This window comes from Candidatus Sororendozoicomonas aggregata (assembly GCF_031528575.1).
Lineage (GTDB): Bacteria > Pseudomonadota > Gammaproteobacteria > Pseudomonadales > Endozoicomonadaceae > Endonucleibacter > Endonucleibacter aggregata.
Window position 1 is genome coordinate 1 of sequence record NZ_JAVLSP010000044.1, and the last position, 19,595, is coordinate 19,595.

Here is a 19,595-nt window from a genome sequence, read left to right on the forward strand (position 1 = left end):
CAAATAGCCCCACTATTATCCTCAGAAACAGAAATTTTTATCCTCAATTTCTCGCAATCCTCGCTACGGGCGCTATTCTCGGTCAGGCTCCTAGGAGCCTGTCGGACTTAATAAGGGATTTTGCGAAGGAGCGCCGTACCGGGGAGTACGGTCGACTGAGCAAAACTCCTTTAGAGCCGCAAGGAGCAAGCAAGGCCAGGAGCATGTTTATGAAATATCCGGGCTAAGCCCCCTGGTTAACGAGGTTTCTTCCTCGCAGGGTGATAGTGCCCTGATGTTTCCCCGTGTCTTTGTAATAAACAGTTACTTTCTGGATCACCCCCAGGCTTTTGGGAAGCAGGCGAACGGAGGTCTCCACTTGTGGTTTGGGCTGCTGAAAAGCTAATGTGTACACTTCACCGCTGTTTGAATAAAACCTGGCAGTCTCAATCCTGATGGCTTTATCCATGGTAAATTTGATTTCAGCGAATGAGCGAGGCTTATCCAGTGAAAAAGACACACTTGCCGATGATGAGCGGAACTCCGTGGAGCCGACCTTTTCCCAGGGCTTATATTTGTGGGCAATAATCTCCCGAGGGGCTGACAGCGAGTGATGCTTACCTGGTACTGTGGCACTGTTGGCCAGCCCTGTTGTTGAAAGTGTCAGCCCACATCCCAGACAGCATAGAAACTTCGCAAAAGTGTGTAGCATGAAAACTCTCCTGATAGTAGGCCAAGGAGGCCCGTTAAGGGGCCCGTTAAGGACGCCCTTGAGAGTGGTGTGATCAATACATCATCGTCACCTCCGTGAAGGTGATGAATTCTGCTCTTCCACGAAGGACACCCCGCCCCGACAGGCTCCTAGGAGCCTGTCCGAGAATAGACTACCCTACTGCGGTTGCGATAAATTGGTCTAAAAATTCCTGCTTCTTCGTCAAATAGCCCCACTATTATCCTCAGAAGCAGAAGTTTTTATCCTCAATTTCTCGTAATCCTCGCTACGGGCGCTATTCTCGGTCAGGCTCCTAGTAATCAATGGGTTTGATCTTTTCAGCCGTAAAGGACATTTTCCTGTTCTTTGGGAGCCACTGAATAGAACGTGATAACATGGTTTTCTTAACACCTCTGACACCATAAAGCTGCTCATGCCACTCAAGATGCCCTTGTGCATTAATCCGAATGAAGCTGGTATTGCGTGTGCCGTAGAAATCGCCGTGAATAAAACAGCGGGTGGATAAACGCTCTTCATTGAGATCTGCCCCGGTGTTGGACAGAATTTCATCATCCGGGCCGCAGGTATCGTGCATTATACCCATAGCGTCCTCAGCGCGATTCCACCAGATTGGCTGCTTAAGCATAGCCGATAAACCTGCTTTGGCTTTTTTCAGTTTAGGCCAGGGTGTATCCAATAAGTGGTTACTCATTCCGTAAAGGCCCGGGGCAAGAGTTTTCGGTCTACCCCCCCGGTTAGAAAAATAATACAGGCCGGTGGTATCACCAAGCAGAAGGTTAAACCCGGCATAATCAGCGGCTTTTTTTTCAAGCCGGGTCAAAAACGTTAATGGAGGATAATTGTCACGAAGAAAGTGTGAGACGAGTTGCCCACGGGAGTTTTTACCGTCTTCAGGGGGCGTTTCCCGAAAGTTGGTGACAGCCGCAAACCTGCCAGCACGGCTGAATGCCAGCCAGCTTCCCTGACCAACCAGGTCGCGTCCACCGAGAATCATTGGGTGGTCATCCCAGTCATGGAGTGGTAGCGTTGGTCGGTCGTAATATTCGTCACGATTGGCTAGCATCACCAAAGGCGTTGCTGTCCCGGGTTGCCAGGAAAAAACAATCAAGCACATGGGGTTTCAACGTTTATCTGTTTATTATCCCGCTAAGCCTATCAGATTTTTTAGAAAGCTGTTCATGATCTAAAGCTGTTCATGATCTTTTGTAGAAGGCTTTCAAGGAGACATCTATGAACCCCCTTCAGGTATCACTGGTGCAGCTGTGTTCAAGCACTCAGGTTAACGATAATCTGAACACCATAGAATTGTTGCTGAAAAACACGCTGGATGATCAGCCCGATATTATTGTCCTTCCCGAGAGCTTTTCCTACAGGGGAAAAAAACAAGCTAACCCTGGCCAGGACGAGGATACACTCAGGCAGTGGATGAGCCATCTTGCCACGACCTATCAGTGCTGGCTGATCGGTGGCACCATTCCCTGTCAGCTCACGCCCGGTGGGCTGTGTCGCGCCAGTTGTTTTGTTTATAGCCCCCAGGGCAAAGAAATTTGCCACTATGACAAAATCCACCTGTTCGATGTTGACGTTGGCGACGAGAAAGGCGCTTATCGGGAGTCTAACGACTTCTGCCCGGGCAGTAAACCAACACTGTTCAGCCTGGACACACCTGAGCCTGCGACAGTGGGTCTGAGTGTTTGCTATGACTTGCGCTTTCCTGAGTTGTACCGATTGCTCACCAACCACGGTGCCCATATTTTATCGGTTCCTTCTGCGTTTACTCATAAAACCGGACAAGCCCATTGGGAAATATTGCTCAGGGCTCGGGCAATAGAAAACCAGTGTTTTGTCCTTGGCGCTAATCAAGGGGGAGTCCACAGTGATGGTACCAGAACCTGGGGGCATAGTATGATTGTTGATCCCTGGGGAAACATTCTCGCCCAGGCACGCAAACAGGCGACAGTCGTTTCTGCTTGCCTCAATTTTAATGAACTTCTGGATCGAAGGTCTTCCATGCCATGCCTGAAACACCAGCGGCTTTCAACAATCAAGATAGTGCCTCAGAAAAGCAACTCTGGCAGTCAGCACTGAGTATGCTGACGCGGCGAGAACATAGCCGAACGGAGCTTTATCAGAAGCTGGCCCGCATCATTAACGCACCTGATGTGATTGATGGTGTCCTCAATCGTCTGGAAAAAGCAGGGTTGGTCAGTGATGAGCGATTTACTGAAAGTTTTATTCGCCTGCATCTTGGCCGTGGACATGGCCCGGCGCGAATCCGCCAGGGACTGAAACAAAAAGGAATCGATGAAGCCGTTATATTACGGGCTTTAGAAGAAGCCAATCCTGATTGGTTCGAGCTGGCCCAAAGCGCGCGGATTAAAAAATTTGGTGAAGCGTCCCCTAACGACCCTAAAGAGAAAGCCCGGCAAATACGGTTTCTCCAATACCGGGGCTTTTCACTCCAGGTGATTATGGCGCTTTTTTGAGGGGGCTAAAGCCCCTGACCGACAGGTTTAGCGCTGGTTTCGGACACTCAAAAAAAGAAAGACTACCTGCCATGGAGACAGGTAGTCTGGAGCAGACCCTTAAGCCAGCGCGGTGGGCGAAATCACTTTGCTGGTTGGCGGCTACTTCCCAAGTGGAGTCGATTGGTATTACATTAAATATCCCATTTTACGCTGACGGAAACATTTCGACCGGGCTGGGTGTAACGGTCAATGCCCGCAAAGGTTGTATCGCGCCCACGGACATCGTCTAACACCCAGTATTTTTTGTCAGTCAGGTTGAAAATGCCTGCGCGCAGGGTGACGTTTTCAGCCGGGTTGTAATAAGTCGTTAGATCAATCAGGCCATAACCACCAGGGTTGAATTGTTGTCCCCCTTCAAGCAAATCTGAGTTGCTCACATCCTTGCTGCTTTTTCCCTTCACCAGTGTCCATGCCAGTTCACCACCGTACTTCCCTGAAGGGTCATCAAAACCCAGGCCAATCACGGCCGTTAACGGGGCCACGCTGTTGAGTTTTTCACCATTGTCCTTGTTTTCACCGTCGGCGTAGGCCAAAGACCCCCTCAATGTAGTGCCTGTGGGGGCATTAACCGCTTCATCCAGCCAAAGTTGACCGCGCAGCTCGATACCCTTGATATTGACCTTGCCGATGTTCTGGCTCTGGAGAATCTCTTTGCCAGCACTATGACCAATGACAACCTGTTCAATAAAATTGGTGTACTTATTATAAAAACCGGTCACCTCATAGCTACCCAGATTGCCGTCACCCCTGAGACCTAACTCAAAGGAATTGCTTTCCTCAGGCTTAAGGTCAGGGTTCGCTAAAACCGTCGCGCCGCCATTGTAGGTGTAGTACATATCGAGATAGCCGGGCGCTTTGAAGCCCTGACTGAACTGGGCAAAACCGGACAGGCGTTCACTGAATTTATAGACTGAACCAAGACGAGCCGTGAGTTTATCGCCACTACTGTCAGAAACAGTCTCTCCGTTGTTCAGTTTACCTTCCGGGCGGTATTTGAATGTGTCGTAACGCAGAGCGGGGGTGACGACCAGACGGTCAGTAACCTGAAGGTCATCCTGCAGGTATACCCCGTATTTTGTTACATCAGTCGTTGGGATATAGTTTTTAGGCTCGGTTGTACCAGCGTCGAGGTCGTATTCAGTGCTGTTGTTTTTAACCCGGGTCTGGCTGGCGTTCAAACCGTAGACGATGTTGTGTCGCAAGCCCGCAAACGTTATTGTTTTATCAAACTGCGCTCCCAGGGAGTAAGCATTTTCTGAGTAGTTATAATCCAGCAGGCGCTCAGGAAATGACATGGGACCAAAAACATAGGCAGGCATATGTGTTTTCATGTGGCTTCTGCTTTTTTGCCAGTCCACTTGCCAGCGTGCTTTGTCAAACAAGCCTATGTTGGCTTGCCACTGATGGAAAAAACCGATTCGGCCACGGGTCATCTGGTCTTTTCCCCTTGCGCCTTCAGCTTCGAGGGACTTAAGCTTTACCGTGGAGGTGGCATCAAAAAGCTCACCGGTCAGCCCTACCCGATGGGCGTCGCTGATCTGGTACTGGGCTTTTGCCAAAATATTATTCAGCCCCGTATCGGCAGGGTTTGGCAATCCACTGGCTTCACCGAAAGTATCAGCACCTTCACCGTGGTTTTTGGTCTCGTGGTGGTCTCTGCGGGTATAAACCAGCATCGTTTCGAGATCACCACTGCGGTTTGCCAGGGAAAACGTTTCCGAAAACCCTTGATCCGCACTTTTGTATTCCCCTTTAACAGAGGCTGCGGTTTCGTCACCTGTGGTTTTCAAGTAGTCAGCAGGATCTTTGGTCTGGAAAGCAACCATTCCACCAATGGCATCACTGCCGTAAAGACTGGATGCTGGGCCTTTAACAATTTCAACGGCCTTGATCGAATCAATGTCAACGAAACTACGCTGGTTTCGGATGTAATCACCACCGGCATTAAAATATTGCGCCTGATCCACACCATCCACGATGATTTTGACTCTGTTACCTTCCATGCCCCGGATATTAAAGCCTTTCAGCCCACCCCTTGAGCCATTTTGAACGGAAACACCCGGTTCGTAGCGCACCATATCCTTAATGTTTGTTGCCAGTTTCTTTTCCATTTGCGCTTTGTTGATAACCGTGACACTGGCAGCTACATCCTTCAGTTGCTTTTCGGTTCGGGTAGCAGAAACTGTTACCTGTTCAAGTGTCGTACTTTTCTCACTCACGGCATCTGTTTCATCGGCCCGCGCAACAGAAGCAGTGGCAGCTAAAATGGCAATAGCAAATTTGGTTTTCGCAAGATTCATGGTTAGCTAATATCCGTCTGTGACGTCTTGCCAGCTCGCTATCCTGGTGCAAATTACTGGCTGGGTTTAAGGCATACCCGTGTCTGATTGCGACACTTGCCATGCCTTTTTTGTTTTTTCGACGATGGGCATACTAGTTAAGTCAAATGATAAATGCAAATTATTATCATTTAAGTTATTGAGCTCATGGTCAGTATGCAGTAATATCCGCCGCTGACAGGTTATTGAAAAGCGCTCAACACTTTGCTCCAGCCCCTCTGTGTAACATTTACTGTCTACTGAAAGCTGGGAGAGGGAGATTATGGGTTTTCAGGCTCCTAGGGTCGATCGTGAAGATAACGTAACATCCGTCAATTGTCGTTATTATTGGAAGTCGTTGAAACAAAAAATATGTCAAAAACGTTGTTACTGACCCTTATTTTTTCTATCGCTGCTCATCTGGGGGTTGGGTGGTATTTGAATAAACAGGAAATTATCCCGGATATGACCACAGGCAGCCTGAAAGCACCTGTCAGTGTGACGTTTTCTACGGTGACTATGCAGGCTCAGCCAGAACAGCAAACGGCAGAGCCTGAACCGCAACCAAAGCCAGAGCCAACACCTGAGCCTGCACCAGCAGCACCTCCCAAAAAACCATTACCCAAGCCTGTTGCCAAGGCAGAACCGGTCTTGCGGCGCCAAAATCCCAAACCTGAAAAACCTGTTGCTGAAAAGGTTGAACAGAAAAAGCCACCCGTTAAGCCCGCTAAGAAAGAAGTGGTTAAAAAAACCGAAGAGAAGCCCCGTAAGCGACCCGTTGAAAAAACGGACAAGGTTATGGCTAAAAAAGAGCTGCCTGCTCAACCTGCCTCGGTGAAAAGTGCCCTGAAAGAAAGCAAAGTGGAAGGACTCAGTAACGAGCCCGTCCTGATGACAAAACCGGTAGTGACGAATCAGGTACAGCCGGTGTATCCCACCCGCTACCGCCGGCGCAACATTGAAGGGGCTGTTAATCTTGAGTTGATTGTGGATGAAACCGGGCACGTGATTAAAGTCACGATTCTCGAATCGTCCGGTTTTGGGTTAATGGATAAATCTGCCATTGCTGCTGTCAGGCAGTGGGAGTTCGAACCCCAAAAACGCAATGGACTCAACGTCAAGTCACGACTTCACCAACGCATTGTTTTTCAACTTAACTAATCTTCATAGGACGGTTTGCCATGTTGGCACAACAAATTGCATCCCTTGGCCCCATGGCATGGCCATTGATTATTGCTTCCTGCTTATGCCTGGCCATGGTGCTGGAACGTTTAATTACCTACGCAGCGCTGCCGTCACTGAATAAGAAAAGGTTACGGGTCCTGTTTCAGGAAGTGCGTAACTGCAAGCACTGTAGTGACAGCCAGGAGCGGCTTTGTGAAAACCTGTGCAAAAGTAAAGGGATTCGCCGGGGCATCGCCGTGTTGCTCAGCCATAATGCCAGTACTAAAGAGATGCGCGAAGAAGTGGCGACTCTGTGGTTGTTGAAGCAAAAGCGGGCACTGCAGAACTGGTTAAAACCGTTGATGCTAATTGGTATTTTATCCCCCATGTTTGGTCTGCTTGGCACGGTACTGGGTCTGATCAATATGTTCCAGGGTATTGCCGCCAGTGGCGGCCCGGTGACACCTGACGTACTTGCTGGTGGTTTATGGGAAGCGATGTATACGACCGCCTTTGGCTTGTTCGTGGCTATTCCTGCTCTGGCTGGCGCCCATGGCTTAGGGGTTTGGGCCAACCATTATATCAGTAAGCTGGAGTTTGCCATGAATCATGTCAACCTGTTGATGGAGGGGCTGGATATGAACGACGATGGTTTTTCACCCAGTGAACAAAAACCATGCTCCCACAAGGAAAAAACTGAAAAAAAGCACTTTGCCGGTGAGGTAGTGCCAGTATGATTAGCATACAGAGCACTGAAGAAACCAGCGCATCGTTGCCATTACCCGACCTGACGCCGCTGTTGGATGTGGTGTTTATTGTCATGGTCTTTTTGTTGTTTACCGCTAACGTACAAACACTCAGTCTGCCGGTTGAGCTACCCCAGGCTACTGAGGCTGAAGCGATTGTAACAGACGAACCTAAAACAGTTACCGTCTCTATCTTGGCCAAAGGTCAGCCCTGGGCGCTGGAAGAAGAGCGCTTTACTGACTGGTCTGCCTTTACTGACAAACTGCTGGCTGAGGTCGGGGCACACCCTGAAACGACGGTATTGATCGCTGGCGACAAGGAAGCGCCACTGGGCAACCTGGTCAAATTGATGATGTTCCTTGGGCAGCACGATATTAAAGCCGCGCAGGTGTTGATGGAGGAAACCGCTTCGTGAACAAACGGGTCGCTACATTTGTTTTGACGGCTCTACCATTGCTATATGGTTCAGCTATCGCTGACGTTGGTGTTTCCGGGAGTCATTCCGCTACCGTCAGTCCTGACACTCACCAGCAGATACAGTCACAGCGTATTATTTCCGCGGGTAATGGTATTACGGAGCTGATCTACGCCCTTGGTGCGGGCGATCAGGTGGTTGCGGTGGATATAACCAGCAACTGGCCACCGGAAACACGCAATGTACCCAGGCTGGGATATCACAGGCAGCTCTCTGCTGAAGGCATTCTGGCCATGAAACCTACCGTGCTGATTGGTACGGAAGATATGGGGCCACCTGCCACCTTGACCCAGTTAAAAAATGCCGGTGTCAAGGTCGTTGCCTTGCCCCTGAAGTATTCCGAAGAAGCTATTCACCAGCAGATTGTGTCTCTGGGTAAACTGCTTGATAAAGAGAAAGAAGGGAAAGCCCTGTGGGCTTCGGTTCAGTCCTCTTTTCAAAAAGCCCGTGCTCTGGCAGATAGCCATGAAAACAAACCAAAGGTGATGTTCCTGCTTGCTATGGGTGGACGTTCCTTGTCTGTTTCCGGTAGTAATACGGCGGCAGATGCCATGATTGAGCTGGCCGGTGGCATTAATGTGGCGGCTGATCAATTTGCCAGTTATAAACCTTTATCCAAGGAAGCCTTATTGCAGATGGCACCTGAATTTATTATTTACGCTGACCGCGGTGATGGATTGACACCAGAGCAACTCTTAACCATGCAGCCTGCGCTGCGAAAAACGCCTGCAGGCAGAGATGGCAATGTGATCGCACTGGATGGCAGCCTGCTGCTCGGTGGCTTTGGCCCGCGTACGGGTGAAACAGCCATGCGTCTGGCTGGCATGTTGTACGGTAAAAACAAACCAGGTTTTGTCAGCCAGCCCAAACCAATGGGGAAAGCAAAGCATGGTTCGTAAAAAGTGGCATTCTGCCTTGCTACTGACAGTATTATCTATTGCTTTGCCAATAATCCTCTTGTTCTCGGTAGGCACCGGGCCTGTGGCAATTGCGCCGATGGATATTCTGGCGATTTTATCTGACCGCATTGGTCTGTTGACAACCTCCATCAATGAGCAATCACAATTGATCATTGAGTCTATCCGTTTACCACGCACGTTAATGGGGATTATGGTCGGTGCTGCCCTTGCGGTGGCGGGTGCGTCCATGCAGGGGATATTCCGCAACCCCCTGGCCGACCCAAGTATTATCGGGGTCGCAGGTGGCGCCTCCCTCGGTGCCGGTATTGCTATCGTATTGGGTGGGGTGCTGTTTGCCTCCATTGCCGGGAGTTTTATCCACAGTTTCAGTGTTTCTCTGCTGGCCTTTGTCGGGGGGATGTTGTCTACCTGGATAGTGTATCGTACAGGTACCACCAGCAATGGAACCTCTGTTGCCACTATGCTGCTTGCGGGTGTTGCCATCAATGCCCTCTCAGGTGCTGGCATGGGCGTCCTGACTTACCTGGCTGATGACACGGCGCTGCGTTCCCTCAGTTTCTGGCAGATGGGTAGCCTCGGCGGAGCCACCTGGAATCTGGTGCTGGTATGTGCCGTTGTTCTTCTGCCCGCAACACTGGTACTGTGTCGTTGTGGACAAGTCATCAATGCCATACTGCTTGGTGAGTCTGAAGCACGCCACCTTGGTATCAACGTACAGTGGGTAAAACTCAAACTGATTACCCTCTGTGCCATTATTGTGGGTGTCGCGGTGTCAGTCAGTGGCTTTATCGGGTTTATTGGTCTGGTTGTCCCTCATCTGATTCGACTGATGGTCGGACCTGACCACCGTGTTCTGCTTCCGGCATCAGCCCTGCTTGGCGGTATTATTCTTACTGCCGCCGATATGATTGCCAGAACCATTGTCGCACCGTCTGACCTGCCTATCGGTATTGTAACAGCCTTAATGGGCGCGCCTTTCTTTATGTCTATGCTTTGGCAGCAACGTCAACGGATTGCCTGATATGTCTGCAACAGAACATACACTTGAACTCTCGAATATTGGTGTCCACATTGGTGGCAAGAAGCTGTTGGACGACATCAGTCTGAGTGTCAGGCCCGGTGAGGTGATATCAGTCCTTGGCCCTAACGGAGCCGGTAAAAGTACGCTGATGAAAACCATTACCGGTGATCGCGTCCCCTGTAGTGGACATGTTTCCCTTAATGGTCGAAGTGACTGGGGCGCTGATCAAAAGGCGCTGATGGTTGGAGTTTTGCCGCAGTCATCCTCTTTGAGCTTTCCCTTCACCGTTGAGGAAGTGGTATTACTTGGTCGCATTCCCTGCGCTACAGATCACCGGCAAAACCAGGAAACGACTCGCCAGGCATTGGAAAAGGTTGATTGTCTCCATCTTCGCGACCGATTGTACACTACGCTCTCTGGCGGGGAGAAACAACGGGTGCATATGGCACGGGTATTATGCCAGATATGGGATGAATGCCCCCTTGGCCCTCGTTACCTGCTGCTTGATGAGCCTACGTCAGCCCTTGATCCTGCCCATCAGCAACATGCCCTGCAGGTGGTACGAGAACAAGCGGATGCCGGTATGGGGGTCTTTGTGATTTTGCACGACCTTAACCTGGCCGCTCGTTATTCAGACCGGATCATCGTGTTAAAACAGGGTAAAATGGCAGCTCTAGGCACGCCTTTTGAGGTGCTTACCCCGAAAACTGTCCAGGAGGTGTTTGATATTGATGTTGATGTATTAAAACATCCTTCAAGACCTTGCCCATTAGTGATCAACACTTGATGTTGGGGTGCCTGGTAAACATCGTCAATGACCAGGCACCTGACGTTAATCCGTGGTATTGCGTATTGTCCACTATTTTTCTTGTAAAGATTTTGCTTTTATAGTGACTTGGGTATAAGTTAGGTACATATTTGCTTTTACGTTCTTCCCATGATTTCTGCCATTTCTCCTTTTACAACTCTTTGGGTTTCAGTCACTGAGCTTACCAAATCGTCTCTTCAGTTCGGGTAATATCAATCGGTTTTTCTAACCGCGGTATACCTCTCAGTATTGCTCTGTTATGTAGAGGTATTCGCGTAGTTAGAAAATGCTGTTGATATAACAACGCTAGGAGCCTGTCGGGCTTATGCTTTCGAGCATGAAATTCTGGCCGCGCTTTCTCGCGCTTTCTCGCGCTTTCTGGATTTTAGGCCGAAATTGTCTTAAGTCCGACAGGCTCCTGGTAAGTCGGAAGACTTATTACCAGCGTTTAAATCAGAGGTATGTGCAATGAAATACGCTGCTTGTCTGTTATTGAGCTGTTTATTTTTCTTATCTCGCGCCACCATGGCAAAAGAATACGAGGTTGTTGTTTCTGTTTATCCATCGGGCAAAATGGCCCCAGTTTCTGTAGTGCCACAGGACACGCATTGTCTGCTTGCTAAAACGGGCCGAGTGGGTTTCGCAGATCATGCCGCCAGGTCAAAAGTCGATACCAGCGAAAAATTAATCTCCTCTTGTGCCGTGGAGGATAGTGATGCTACGTATTACGCCGTTGATACCAAAGGATACCCTCAAATAATTTTTAAGTTTTATAAACCAAGAGATAAAAAGCCTTACTTAATTCCGATCATGGTATCCTCCCACCTTACCTGCACAGTCTATAGGGACAATTTAGAGATAGCGTGCAAGAGTGTCTAGGAGCCTGACCCAGAATAGCGCCCGTAGCGAGGATTACGAGAAATTGAGGATAAAAATTTCTGCTTCTGAGGATAATAGTGGGGCTATTTGACGAAGAAGCAGGAATTTTTAGACCAATTTATCGCAACCGCAGTAGGGTAGTCTATTCTCGGACAGGCTCCTAGGAGCCTGTCGGACTTATGCTTTCGAGCATAAAATTCAGTAGGGCGAGTCAGAATTTTCGATCAATTTGCGCGAATAGTTGACCTGTTTAAGCAAATTGATCGGAAAATATGGCCGCGCTTTCTCGCGCTTTCTCGCGCTTTCTCGCTCTTTCTGGATTTCAGGCCGAAATTGCCTTAAGTCCAACAGGCTCCTAGTAGATACTGAAGAGTCTTTGTACTTTGTTCACTATTGTTCTTGTAAAGATTTTGCCCTTAGGGTGATTTAAGTATACGTTAAAAATAGTCTATTTCGTCATAGATACGAACGTAACAATGTTCGTAAGTCGGAAAGCTTGTTTATAGTATTGAAATGGAAGGTATGCGCAATGAAGAAATATATTACTTGTCTATTGTTGGGTTGTTTGTTTTTTTTATCTCGCGCTACAATGGCAAAGGAATACGAGGTGACAATTTCTGTTAATTCATCTGAAAATATGGCTCCGATCTCTGTTGTACCACAAGACACACACTGCCTTCTTGCTAAAACGGGTCGGGTGAGTTTTAAAGACCATGTCGCCAAGTCAAAAGTCGATACCAGCGAAGATTTAATTGCCTCTTGTGCCTTGGAGCACAGTGATGCTGTCTATTACGCCGTTGATACCAAGGGATACCCCCAGGTGATTTTTGAGTTTTATAAACCAAAAGGCGCAAAGCCTTATTTAATTCCAATCATGGTATCTCAACACCTCTCCTGTACAATAGACAGCAGCCATTTAAAGATAGCGTGCAGCAATGTTTAGGAGCCTGTCCGAGAATAGACCGCGCTACTGCGGCTGCGATAAATTGGTCTAAAAATTTCTCGCAATCCTCGCTAAGGACGCTATTCTCGGTCAGCCTCCTAGGTCTTCCCTGAAGTCACGTCCTCATCGTTTGCCGGGTCTTTTGTTAGGCTTTGATACCCTTACTGTTCTTTATGCTGACATCACTTGTAGTGTATATCTTTATTGAGTCAAAAGATCTTGCTGCCTGCTACATTATGCCAATCGACGTTTCTAACGAGTGTTAAGTGCAGTTGGAAGAGTCGATGGCTATTTGATACTGATGAGTCTTTGTACTTTATTCACTATTGTTCTTATAAAGATTTTGCCTTTATGGTGATTTGGGTATAGCTTAAAAAACAATTTTGGCGTTTTTATTTTTAATGGTTTGTAGTGTTGTCGTACAGCTTGTAAAAATCTTCCTTCAATGATTGGAGGCAATAATTATTGGCTTTTCTAATGTTGGTGTGACGCTCAGTGCACCAAAAGTCTATGCCGTCGTTAGAAATACTAAAAGGTGTCGTTAGGAAAACGACGTGTATTAGTCAGAAAACTTTTTTCTGGCTTTAAATTGAGAGGTATGAGTAATGAAATATTTTGTCTGTCTTTTATTGAGTTGTTTGCTTTTTTTATCTCGCGCTACAATGGCAAAAGAATACGAAGTGGTTGTTTCACTTATGCCGGCTAGCCCAACAGCACCTAGCCCAACAGCACCAGTTTCTGTAGTGCCACACGACACAAATTGCCTGGTTACTCAAACCGGCCGGGTAGGCTTTGGCGAGGGTGCCGCCAGGTCAAAAGTAAACACCACCGAAGATCTGATTTCTTCTTGTGCCAAGGAAAGTAGTGGTGCCACATTCTATGCCGTTGATACCAAGGGGCAGCCTAAAATAATCTTTAAGTTTTATAAACCTAAAGGCGCGGAGCCTTACTTGATTCCGATCATGGTATCTCCTGATCTTTCCTGTAAAGTCTATAACAACCCTGGCAGTGCCGTTAAAGAGCTAGGGTGCCATAGTATTTAGAGGTTCTTCTTGGTCGCGTCCTGCAGCCTGGTGGTGTCGCCAGGCTCTGCTGATACCCCAGTAGCTTTCTCTTTTGTCATCTCTGCGCGCGGTAAAGTTATTGTCTGTTGAATCCAGGAGCCTGTCGGACTTAAGGCAATTTCGGCCTAAAATTCAGAAAGTGCGGCCAGAATTTCCGATCAACTTGCTTAAACAGGTCAATTATTCGCGCGAATTGATGGTTGCAGCCCTATCGTCGGTCTGAAGTTGGAGAGGTTTTAAGCCATTTCGCATTGCTCAAAGGTCGCTACGATAAACGGGTGTTACTCGCCATTTTCCCTTTTGCTCCTGTTCTTTTTCCAGAGTGTGGCACCTTTACGGATGAGTAAAGGAAAAATTCCCAGTAGCACGAAAGAGCCAATCAGTGCCGGTGATAAAATACCACTGACAGACAGTGCCTCTATCTGACCCACCTGAGCACCCGCATTAACAAACACTACTGTGCCGGGCAGCATGCCTAGCTGGCTAACCCAGTAAAATGTCCAGGTGCGAACGGGCATTAGTCCCATGACCAGATTAACCACAAAAAACGGGACAGCGGGGATCAGGCGCAGTGTAAACAGGTAGAAAGCCCCGTCTGCTTCAAAGCCCCTGTTAACTGTTTTTATATGGGATGCGAATTTGTTCTGAACCCAGTCTTTGAGCAAGATGCGAGAGAAAAGAAAGGCCAGTGTTGCGCCAATAGTACTGGCAAAAGAGACAATGACCAATGCCGGTAGAAAGCCGAAAATAAAGCCTGCGATTAAAGTAAGTAATGCTGCCCCGGGCAAGGAAAGACCCGTTACCATGACATACGCTAAAAAAAAGAGTCCTGCGGTGAGGCCAGGATTTTTTTTGTATAATGATCCAAATACATCAGGTGTCAGGTAGTCTGCCCCTCCTGACGTATAAAAGGCAGTTATGGCCGTTCCGATACCGATAAACAGAAGCAGTTTGTTTTTTATCATAATATCTCTCTTTTATTGGATAGTGAGCTAGCCCGGCTATTTGGTCTTATGCCAATGGTTTGTTCCTACTAAGCTATTGCCCTGACCGTCTGAACGCCAGCCCTTTGTTGAAACGCTTGGCAATGACTCTGGCGACTTTCGTCATTTCTGCTGTACTTATGTCCAGTCTGCCATGCCCATCACGTTGTCAGAGGCAGTCTTAAAAGTCTGTGTCTGGGGAGGATCGCCAGAAATCGCCAGAAATCGCCAGAAAAGGAGGAGAAAAGATTGCTTTTGTGAGACGCGCCGCCTTGTTTTGCATTTCTCAGGTGAGGGGTTTATTACGTATAATGTGCGGCTACTGTGAACACGACAAGAGGTTACATGGTCATGATTGACCGTCCATTTCCTGCTTCCCGTCCACGACGAATGCGTTATGATGAGTTTTCCCGTCGGTTGATGCGAGAAAACCGCCTGACTGTTGATGATTTGATTTACCCTGTCTTCGTCCTTGAGGGGCAGGGGCAACGCAATCATTGTGAACCAATGCCTAATATTGAACGGCTGAGTATTGATGAGTTAATCAAGGATGCGGCAGAATGGGTTGCGCTGGGTATCCCTGCCATTGCCTTATTCCCAGTGACACCAATGGATAAAAAATCGGCTGATGCCCGTGAGGCATGGAATCCTGAAGGTCTTATCCAGCGTGCGGTGCGAGCTGTTAAAGATCGCTATCCCCAGCTGGGAATTATTACCGATGTTGCCCTGGACCCCTTTACTACCCATGGTCAGGATGGCCTGATTGATAATAGCGGTTATGTGGTTAATGATGAGACCGTCGATGTACTGGTTCAGCAGGCGGTGTCCCATGCAGAGGCTGGTGCCGATATTATCGCCCCTTCCGATATGATGGACGGTCGCGTTGGTGCAATTCGTGATGCGCTGGAAGAAAATGGTCATGTGAATACGCGGATTCTGGCCTATGCTGCCAAATATGCCTCCAGCTATTATGGCCCTTTCCGCCATGCGGTAGGCTCTAACGTCAACCTGGAATCAGGCTCAGGGAATAAATTCAGTTACCAGATGGATCCGGGTAACAGTGACGAAGCGCTTCATGAAGTGGTGCTCGATCTTCAAGAAGGTGCGGATATGGTGATGATCAAACCGGGGCTGCCCTATCTGGATGTGGTAAGGCGCATCAAAGAGCACTTTAAAGTCCCCACCTTTGTTTATCAGGTCAGTGGTGAATATGCCATGCATATGGCGGCCGTTAACAATGGTTGGCTTGATGGTAATGGCGTGATGATGGAGTCACTGACCTCCATGAAACGAGCCGGTGCTGATGCCATACTGACGTACTATGCTATTGAGGCGGCTCGCTTGTTGCGTACGCCACGGGGTTAATCACGCTTGGCTTTGCCCCTGTAATTTTGTAACAACTTGCTGGTATACAGTGTTTTTTCTGAAAGAGTCTGAGAGCTGTTTCTTGTTTTGAACAAGTGCTTGCTTTTATCTAGGAGTCTGTCCAAGAATAGCGCCCGTAGCGAGGATTGCGAGAAATTGAGGGTAAAAATTTCTGCTTCTGAGGAAAATAGCGGGGCTATTTGATGAAGAAACAGGAATTTTTAGATCAATTTATCGCAATAGCAGTAGGGCAGTCTATTCTCGGTCAGGCTCCTAGCCCTTGTCGCTACTTCAGGCGCGCATGCCTGATGAGCGTGTCATAAGCAATCCGATTCAGCTCATACAGGCGCTGTAATAAACAATAAGAGGCCCTATGGATAACACAAGCGTTGCCACGTTAGTATCCGGCCAGAATGTTATCCCCAGCCAACAGGTGGCGGTGGCATCTGAGATGAAAACACCCAAATTAACCGATCTGGGCAACCCTGATTACTATATTAACCGTGAGCTTAGCCATCTGCAGTTCAATATTCGGGTGTTGGAGCAAGCTTTCCGTGAAGATTTGCCGCCCTTGGAACGCCTGCGCTTTTTGCTGATCTTCAGCTCTAATATGGATGAATTTTTTGAAATTCGTGTGGCGGGGTTAATGCGGCAAATTGAATTCTCCCGCGAGTATGTGGGTCTTGATGGGATGAGTCCGCAGTTGGTTCTGAAAAAGATTGCCGATACCACACAGGCGCAGGTGCAGCGTCAGTATCAGGCATTTAATGACTCCCTGCTGCCGGTATTGCGGGATAATGGCATTCGCTTTTTGAGGCGTGATGAACTCACTGACAAGCAGGCTGCCTGGATAAAGCGTTTTTTCTATAACGAAGTGATGCCCATTATCAGCCCTATTGGTTTAGACCCGGCGCACCCTTTTCCCCGGTTGGCGAATAAGCTGTTATGTTTTATTGTATCGCTGGAAGGGCAGGATGCTTTTGGTCGTGAAACAGGCATGGCGATTATTCCTGCTCCTCGCTCTTTACCCCGAATCGTTCGTTTGCCAGATGATGTGTGTGAAGCAGAGGGTGAAAGTTATGTATTTTTGTCGTCTATCATTCACCGCCATGCCGAAGACCTTTTTCCGGGAATGACCATTAAAGGTTGTTATCAATTCCGTCTGACCCGAAACAGCGATCTTGACCTTGAGGATGAGGTGGAAGACCTTGCCAAAGCATTGCAGGGTGAGCTGCTTTCCCGCCGTTATGGAAAAGCGGTTCGGCTGGAGGTTGTGGATACGTGCCCACGCCCCTTAATTGACTTTCTTCTTGATGAATTCGGGTTAACTGATGACCAGCTCTATCAGGTTAATGGCCCCGTGAATCTGACGCGCATGATGTCAGTATGTGACCACAGCGACAACAAGGCGCTGACCTTTCAGCCGTTCACACCAAGCTTTCCCAAGGCTCTGAAAAAATTGCGCAAAAAGCGCGAGAGTGTCATGGACATTGTCGCGCGTGAAGATATGCTGTTGTTGCATCCCTTTGAGTCGTTTACGCCTGTTGTTGATATTTTGCGACAGGCGGCCAATGACCCGAATGTGTTAGCTATACGGCAAACGTTGTATCGTACCGGCGCTCAGTCTGAAATGGTGGATGCTTTGGTGGATGCGGCACGCAATGGCAAAGAAGTTACTGTGGTGGTGGAGATCCGGGCACGGTTTGACGAAGAAGAAAACCTGTTTCTGGCACGGCGCCTTCAAGAAGCCGGGGCCGTGGTTGTTTACGGTGTTGTTGGCTACAAAACTCACGCGAAGATGATGTTGATTGTTCGCCGTGAGGGAAAAAAGATTCAGCGTTATGCCCACTTGGGCACGGGTAACTACCATGCCGGTAATGCCCGACTTTACACAGATTACAGCTTGCTAACCTGCGATAAATATATCACTAACGATGTCCGTAAGCTCTTTCAACAGCTGACAGGAATGGGGCGCGCGGTCCGGGTACGTAAACTTTTTCATGCGCCTTTTACGCTGAAAAAGAGTCTGATTGAGCTGATTAATCAGGAAGCGGCTAACGCTAAAGAGGGGATGCCGGCACGTATCATTATGAAAATGAACGCGCTCACTGAACCCCAGTTGATTAAAGCGCTTTATAAAGCATCACAGGCAGGGGTTAACATTGATCTGGTGATTCGTGGCATATGCTGCCTCAAGCCAGGCATTGAAGGCGTGTCCGAGAATATCACTGTCCGCTCCGTTATCGGGCGTCTTTTGGAGCATACCCGTGTTTTTTATTTTGAAAATAATGATACGCCCCTTGTTTACTGCGCCAGTGCTGATGGTATGGTCAGAAACCTCGATATGCGGGTAGAAGCCTGCTTTCCCATAGAGAATCCGAAATTGGTTTCTCGTGTTAGAAAAGAGCTCGACCTGTATCTGGCCGACAACGTGTGTAGCTGGCAGTTGGACAGTGAGGGCAATTATACGCTGAACCGCCCCGTACGTGGACAGCGAAAGCGCGGCGCGCAAGATAAACTGCTGGCAACATTGGCTAACTACGGTCAGTAAATTAAACAGTGGGTGTAAACGTTGTCAAAGGGAGTGGCAGAGAAAATATACTATCGTTGTCTTTTCTGCTATGACCTATCTTCTTTTATTACCATGTACTTGCTGTAACCCCCCCTTTCTGGATAACTCCCAGACAGCAAAGTCTTCAGCCAGCTCAACCTGCCCCCGGTAGAATTGTTGAGCTTCCTGGCGAAGTAATTCAACACTTTTTTCGCCAGGCTTTGCTGATAGCCGGAACCGCCCACTGAAGTGGGTCAGAATGAGATGGGGAAGATTGGCTTTGGCTGCGGCTAACGCTACCATTTTGGCAGTGCTGTGCATCCAGTTCGGGCCGACTTTTTGAAGAACGTCATGGGTGAAGGTTGCCTCGTGTACGAGCAGGTCGGTGTCTGGCAAAATGGCATCCAGCAGGTCAGGCCGGTCATTATCACCGCCTATGACAACAATACGTGGCTTGGGCCGTGTGGCGATGACTTGTTCGGGTGCTATACGTTGACCATTGTCGAGTACTACGGTCTTTCCCTGTTGTAACTGTCCCCACAAGGAGCCTTGGGGTACGGATAATGTCTGTAGCTTTTGTATATCCAGTTGAGGGGTGGGGGTAGCTTCTGTATAGCGGTAGGCAAAACTGGGTACGCGGTGTGACAGCGGGTGTGAAGTGACCGAAACCGTATCATCAGCGTAGGCAAACCCTGCTTCGTCTGAGCGGCGAAAGGAAAGCTCAAATGGAAGGTTCCAGGAGTCAGTGCATTTCAGGGTATGGCGAACGAATGACTCAACCCCTTCGGGCGCGCAAATAACCAGGGGAGCCTGACGCCCTTGCATTGAGGCCGAGGTAATCAAGCCGGGAAGACCAAAGGTATGATCACCATGGACATGGGTAATAAAAATTGCCTGTAACTGGGAGAGGGAATACTGACAGTACATCAGCTGCTGTTGTGTGCCTTCCCCACAGTCCGTTAAGTACCAGCGACGGCTGTTATCCATCGCTAGTGCCAATGCGGTGACATTTCGTTCATTGGTAGGCAGGCCAGCAGAGGTGCCCAGAAAGGTGAGTCGCATGGTGACATTCCGGTCGATGTTGAATCCAGCATGTTATCAGCTTACAGCAGGCAGG

19 protein-coding genes are annotated in these 19,595 nt (G+C 48.6%); 14 read left to right on the top strand and 5 right to left on the bottom strand.

The window, feature by feature from the left end:
• The coding region (locus V4C51_RS09830) for a hypothetical protein (RefSeq protein ID WP_330925983.1) at positions 1 to 227 on the top strand (227 nt) is incomplete at its 5' end.
• Here V4C51_RS09830 and V4C51_RS09835 read toward each other — a convergent pair.
• On the bottom strand, positions 224 to 691 hold the full coding sequence (locus tag V4C51_RS09835) for a hypothetical protein (RefSeq protein WP_330925984.1): 468 nt from the start codon (positions 689 to 691) through the stop codon (positions 224 to 226). The two genes, V4C51_RS09830 and V4C51_RS09835, sit on opposite strands and share 4 nt — an antisense overlap.
• Positions 692 to 1,004: 313 nt before the next feature.
• A complete protein-coding gene (locus tag V4C51_RS09840) occupies positions 1,005 to 1,826 on the bottom strand; it encodes an NRDE family protein (RefSeq protein WP_330925985.1) in 822 nt (273 codons plus the stop codon).
• A gap of 116 nt (positions 1,827 to 1,942) precedes the next feature.
• Here V4C51_RS09840 and V4C51_RS09845 point away from each other — a divergent pair, with 116 nt between their 5' ends.
• Both V4C51_RS09845 and V4C51_RS09850 read left to right on the top strand, forming a co-directional pair.
• Positions 1,943 to 2,800 (top strand): carbon-nitrogen hydrolase family protein, encoded by an 858-nt coding sequence (locus V4C51_RS09845; RefSeq protein WP_330925986.1) that lies wholly within the window; start codon positions 1,943 to 1,945, stop codon positions 2,798 to 2,800.
• Between the two features lie 2 nt (positions 2,801 to 2,802).
• On the top strand, positions 2,803 to 3,198 hold the full coding sequence (locus V4C51_RS09850) for a regulatory protein RecX (RefSeq protein WP_330925987.1): 396 nt from the start codon (positions 2,803 to 2,805) through the stop codon (positions 3,196 to 3,198).
• Between the two features lie 173 nt (positions 3,199 to 3,371).
• On the opposite strand, the gene V4C51_RS09855 is transcribed toward V4C51_RS09850, so the two are convergent.
• Positions 3,372 to 5,540 (bottom strand): TonB-dependent hemoglobin/transferrin/lactoferrin family receptor, encoded by a 2,169-nt coding sequence (locus tag V4C51_RS09855; protein WP_330925988.1) that lies wholly within the window; start codon positions 5,538 to 5,540, stop codon positions 3,372 to 3,374.
• 390 nt (positions 5,541 to 5,930) lie between these two features.
• Between V4C51_RS09855 and V4C51_RS09860 the strand changes: the two genes are divergently transcribed.
• The 9 genes from V4C51_RS09860 (at position 5,931) to V4C51_RS09900 (ending at position 13,558) form a co-directional block, all read left to right on the top strand.
• Positions 5,931 to 6,719, top strand: coding sequence for an energy transducer TonB (locus V4C51_RS09860; RefSeq protein ID WP_330925989.1), 789 nt, complete (start codon positions 5,931 to 5,933; stop codon positions 6,717 to 6,719).
• A 20-nt stretch (positions 6,720 to 6,739) separates the two neighbouring features.
• Positions 6,740 to 7,459 carry a MotA/TolQ/ExbB proton channel family protein gene (locus V4C51_RS09865; RefSeq protein WP_330925990.1) on the top strand — a complete coding sequence of 240 codons (720 nt, stop codon included), beginning with the start codon at positions 6,740 to 6,742 and terminating at the stop codon, positions 7,457 to 7,459.
• A complete protein-coding gene (locus V4C51_RS09870; RefSeq protein ID WP_330925991.1) occupies positions 7,456 to 7,884 on the top strand; it encodes an ExbD/TolR family protein in 429 nt (142 codons plus the stop codon). Before V4C51_RS09865 ends, V4C51_RS09870 begins: the two co-directional genes overlap by 4 nt.
• Positions 7,881 to 8,843 (top strand): heme/hemin ABC transporter substrate-binding protein, encoded by a 963-nt coding sequence (locus V4C51_RS09875; RefSeq protein WP_330925992.1) that lies wholly within the window; start codon positions 7,881 to 7,883, stop codon positions 8,841 to 8,843. The genes V4C51_RS09870 and V4C51_RS09875 overlap by 4 nt, the downstream gene beginning before the upstream one ends.
• Positions 8,833 to 9,885, top strand: coding sequence for a FecCD family ABC transporter permease (locus tag V4C51_RS09880; protein ID WP_330925993.1), 1,053 nt, complete (start codon positions 8,833 to 8,835; stop codon positions 9,883 to 9,885). The genes V4C51_RS09875 and V4C51_RS09880 overlap by 11 nt, the downstream gene beginning before the upstream one ends.
• Before the next feature lies 1 nt (position 9,886).
• Positions 9,887 to 10,672, top strand: coding sequence for a heme ABC transporter ATP-binding protein (locus V4C51_RS09885; protein ID WP_330925994.1), 786 nt, complete (start codon positions 9,887 to 9,889; stop codon positions 10,670 to 10,672).
• Between the two features lie 489 nt (positions 10,673 to 11,161).
• Positions 11,162 to 11,572, top strand: a complete 411-nt coding sequence (locus V4C51_RS09890) for a hypothetical protein (protein WP_330925995.1) — start codon at positions 11,162 to 11,164, stop codon at positions 11,570 to 11,572.
• A gap of 529 nt (positions 11,573 to 12,101) precedes the next feature.
• Positions 12,102 to 12,515 (top strand): hypothetical protein, encoded by a 414-nt coding sequence (locus V4C51_RS09895; RefSeq protein ID WP_330925996.1) that lies wholly within the window; start codon positions 12,102 to 12,104, stop codon positions 12,513 to 12,515.
• A 605-nt stretch (positions 12,516 to 13,120) separates the two neighbouring features.
• On the top strand, positions 13,121 to 13,558 hold the full coding sequence (locus V4C51_RS09900) for a hypothetical protein (protein WP_330925997.1): 438 nt from the start codon (positions 13,121 to 13,123) through the stop codon (positions 13,556 to 13,558).
• 302 nt (positions 13,559 to 13,860) lie between these two features.
• On the opposite strand, the gene V4C51_RS09905 is transcribed toward V4C51_RS09900, so the two are convergent.
• A complete protein-coding gene (locus V4C51_RS09905) occupies positions 13,861 to 14,544 on the bottom strand; it encodes a TVP38/TMEM64 family protein (protein WP_330925998.1) in 684 nt (227 codons plus the stop codon).
• Positions 14,545 to 14,913: 369 nt separating this feature from the next.
• Here V4C51_RS09905 and hemB point away from each other — a divergent pair, with 369 nt between their 5' ends.
• Entirely contained in the window at positions 14,914 to 15,927 is a 1,014-nt protein-coding gene (hemB, locus tag V4C51_RS09910) for a porphobilinogen synthase (protein ID WP_330925999.1), read from the top strand.
• 373 nt (positions 15,928 to 16,300) lie between these two features.
• On the top strand, positions 16,301 to 18,478 hold the full coding sequence (ppk1, locus tag V4C51_RS09915) for a polyphosphate kinase 1 (protein ID WP_420797649.1): 2,178 nt from the start codon (positions 16,301 to 16,303) through the stop codon (positions 18,476 to 18,478).
• 75 nt (positions 18,479 to 18,553) lie between these two features.
• Here the strand turns inward: ppk1 and V4C51_RS09920 are convergent, their stop codons facing one another.
• The gene (locus V4C51_RS09920) at positions 18,554 to 19,540 is read right to left on the bottom strand and encodes a ribonuclease Z (RefSeq protein WP_330926000.1); all 987 of its coding nucleotides are present in this window, start codon (positions 19,538 to 19,540) and stop codon (positions 18,554 to 18,556) included.
• Between the last annotated feature and the right edge of the window lie 55 nt (positions 19,541 to 19,595).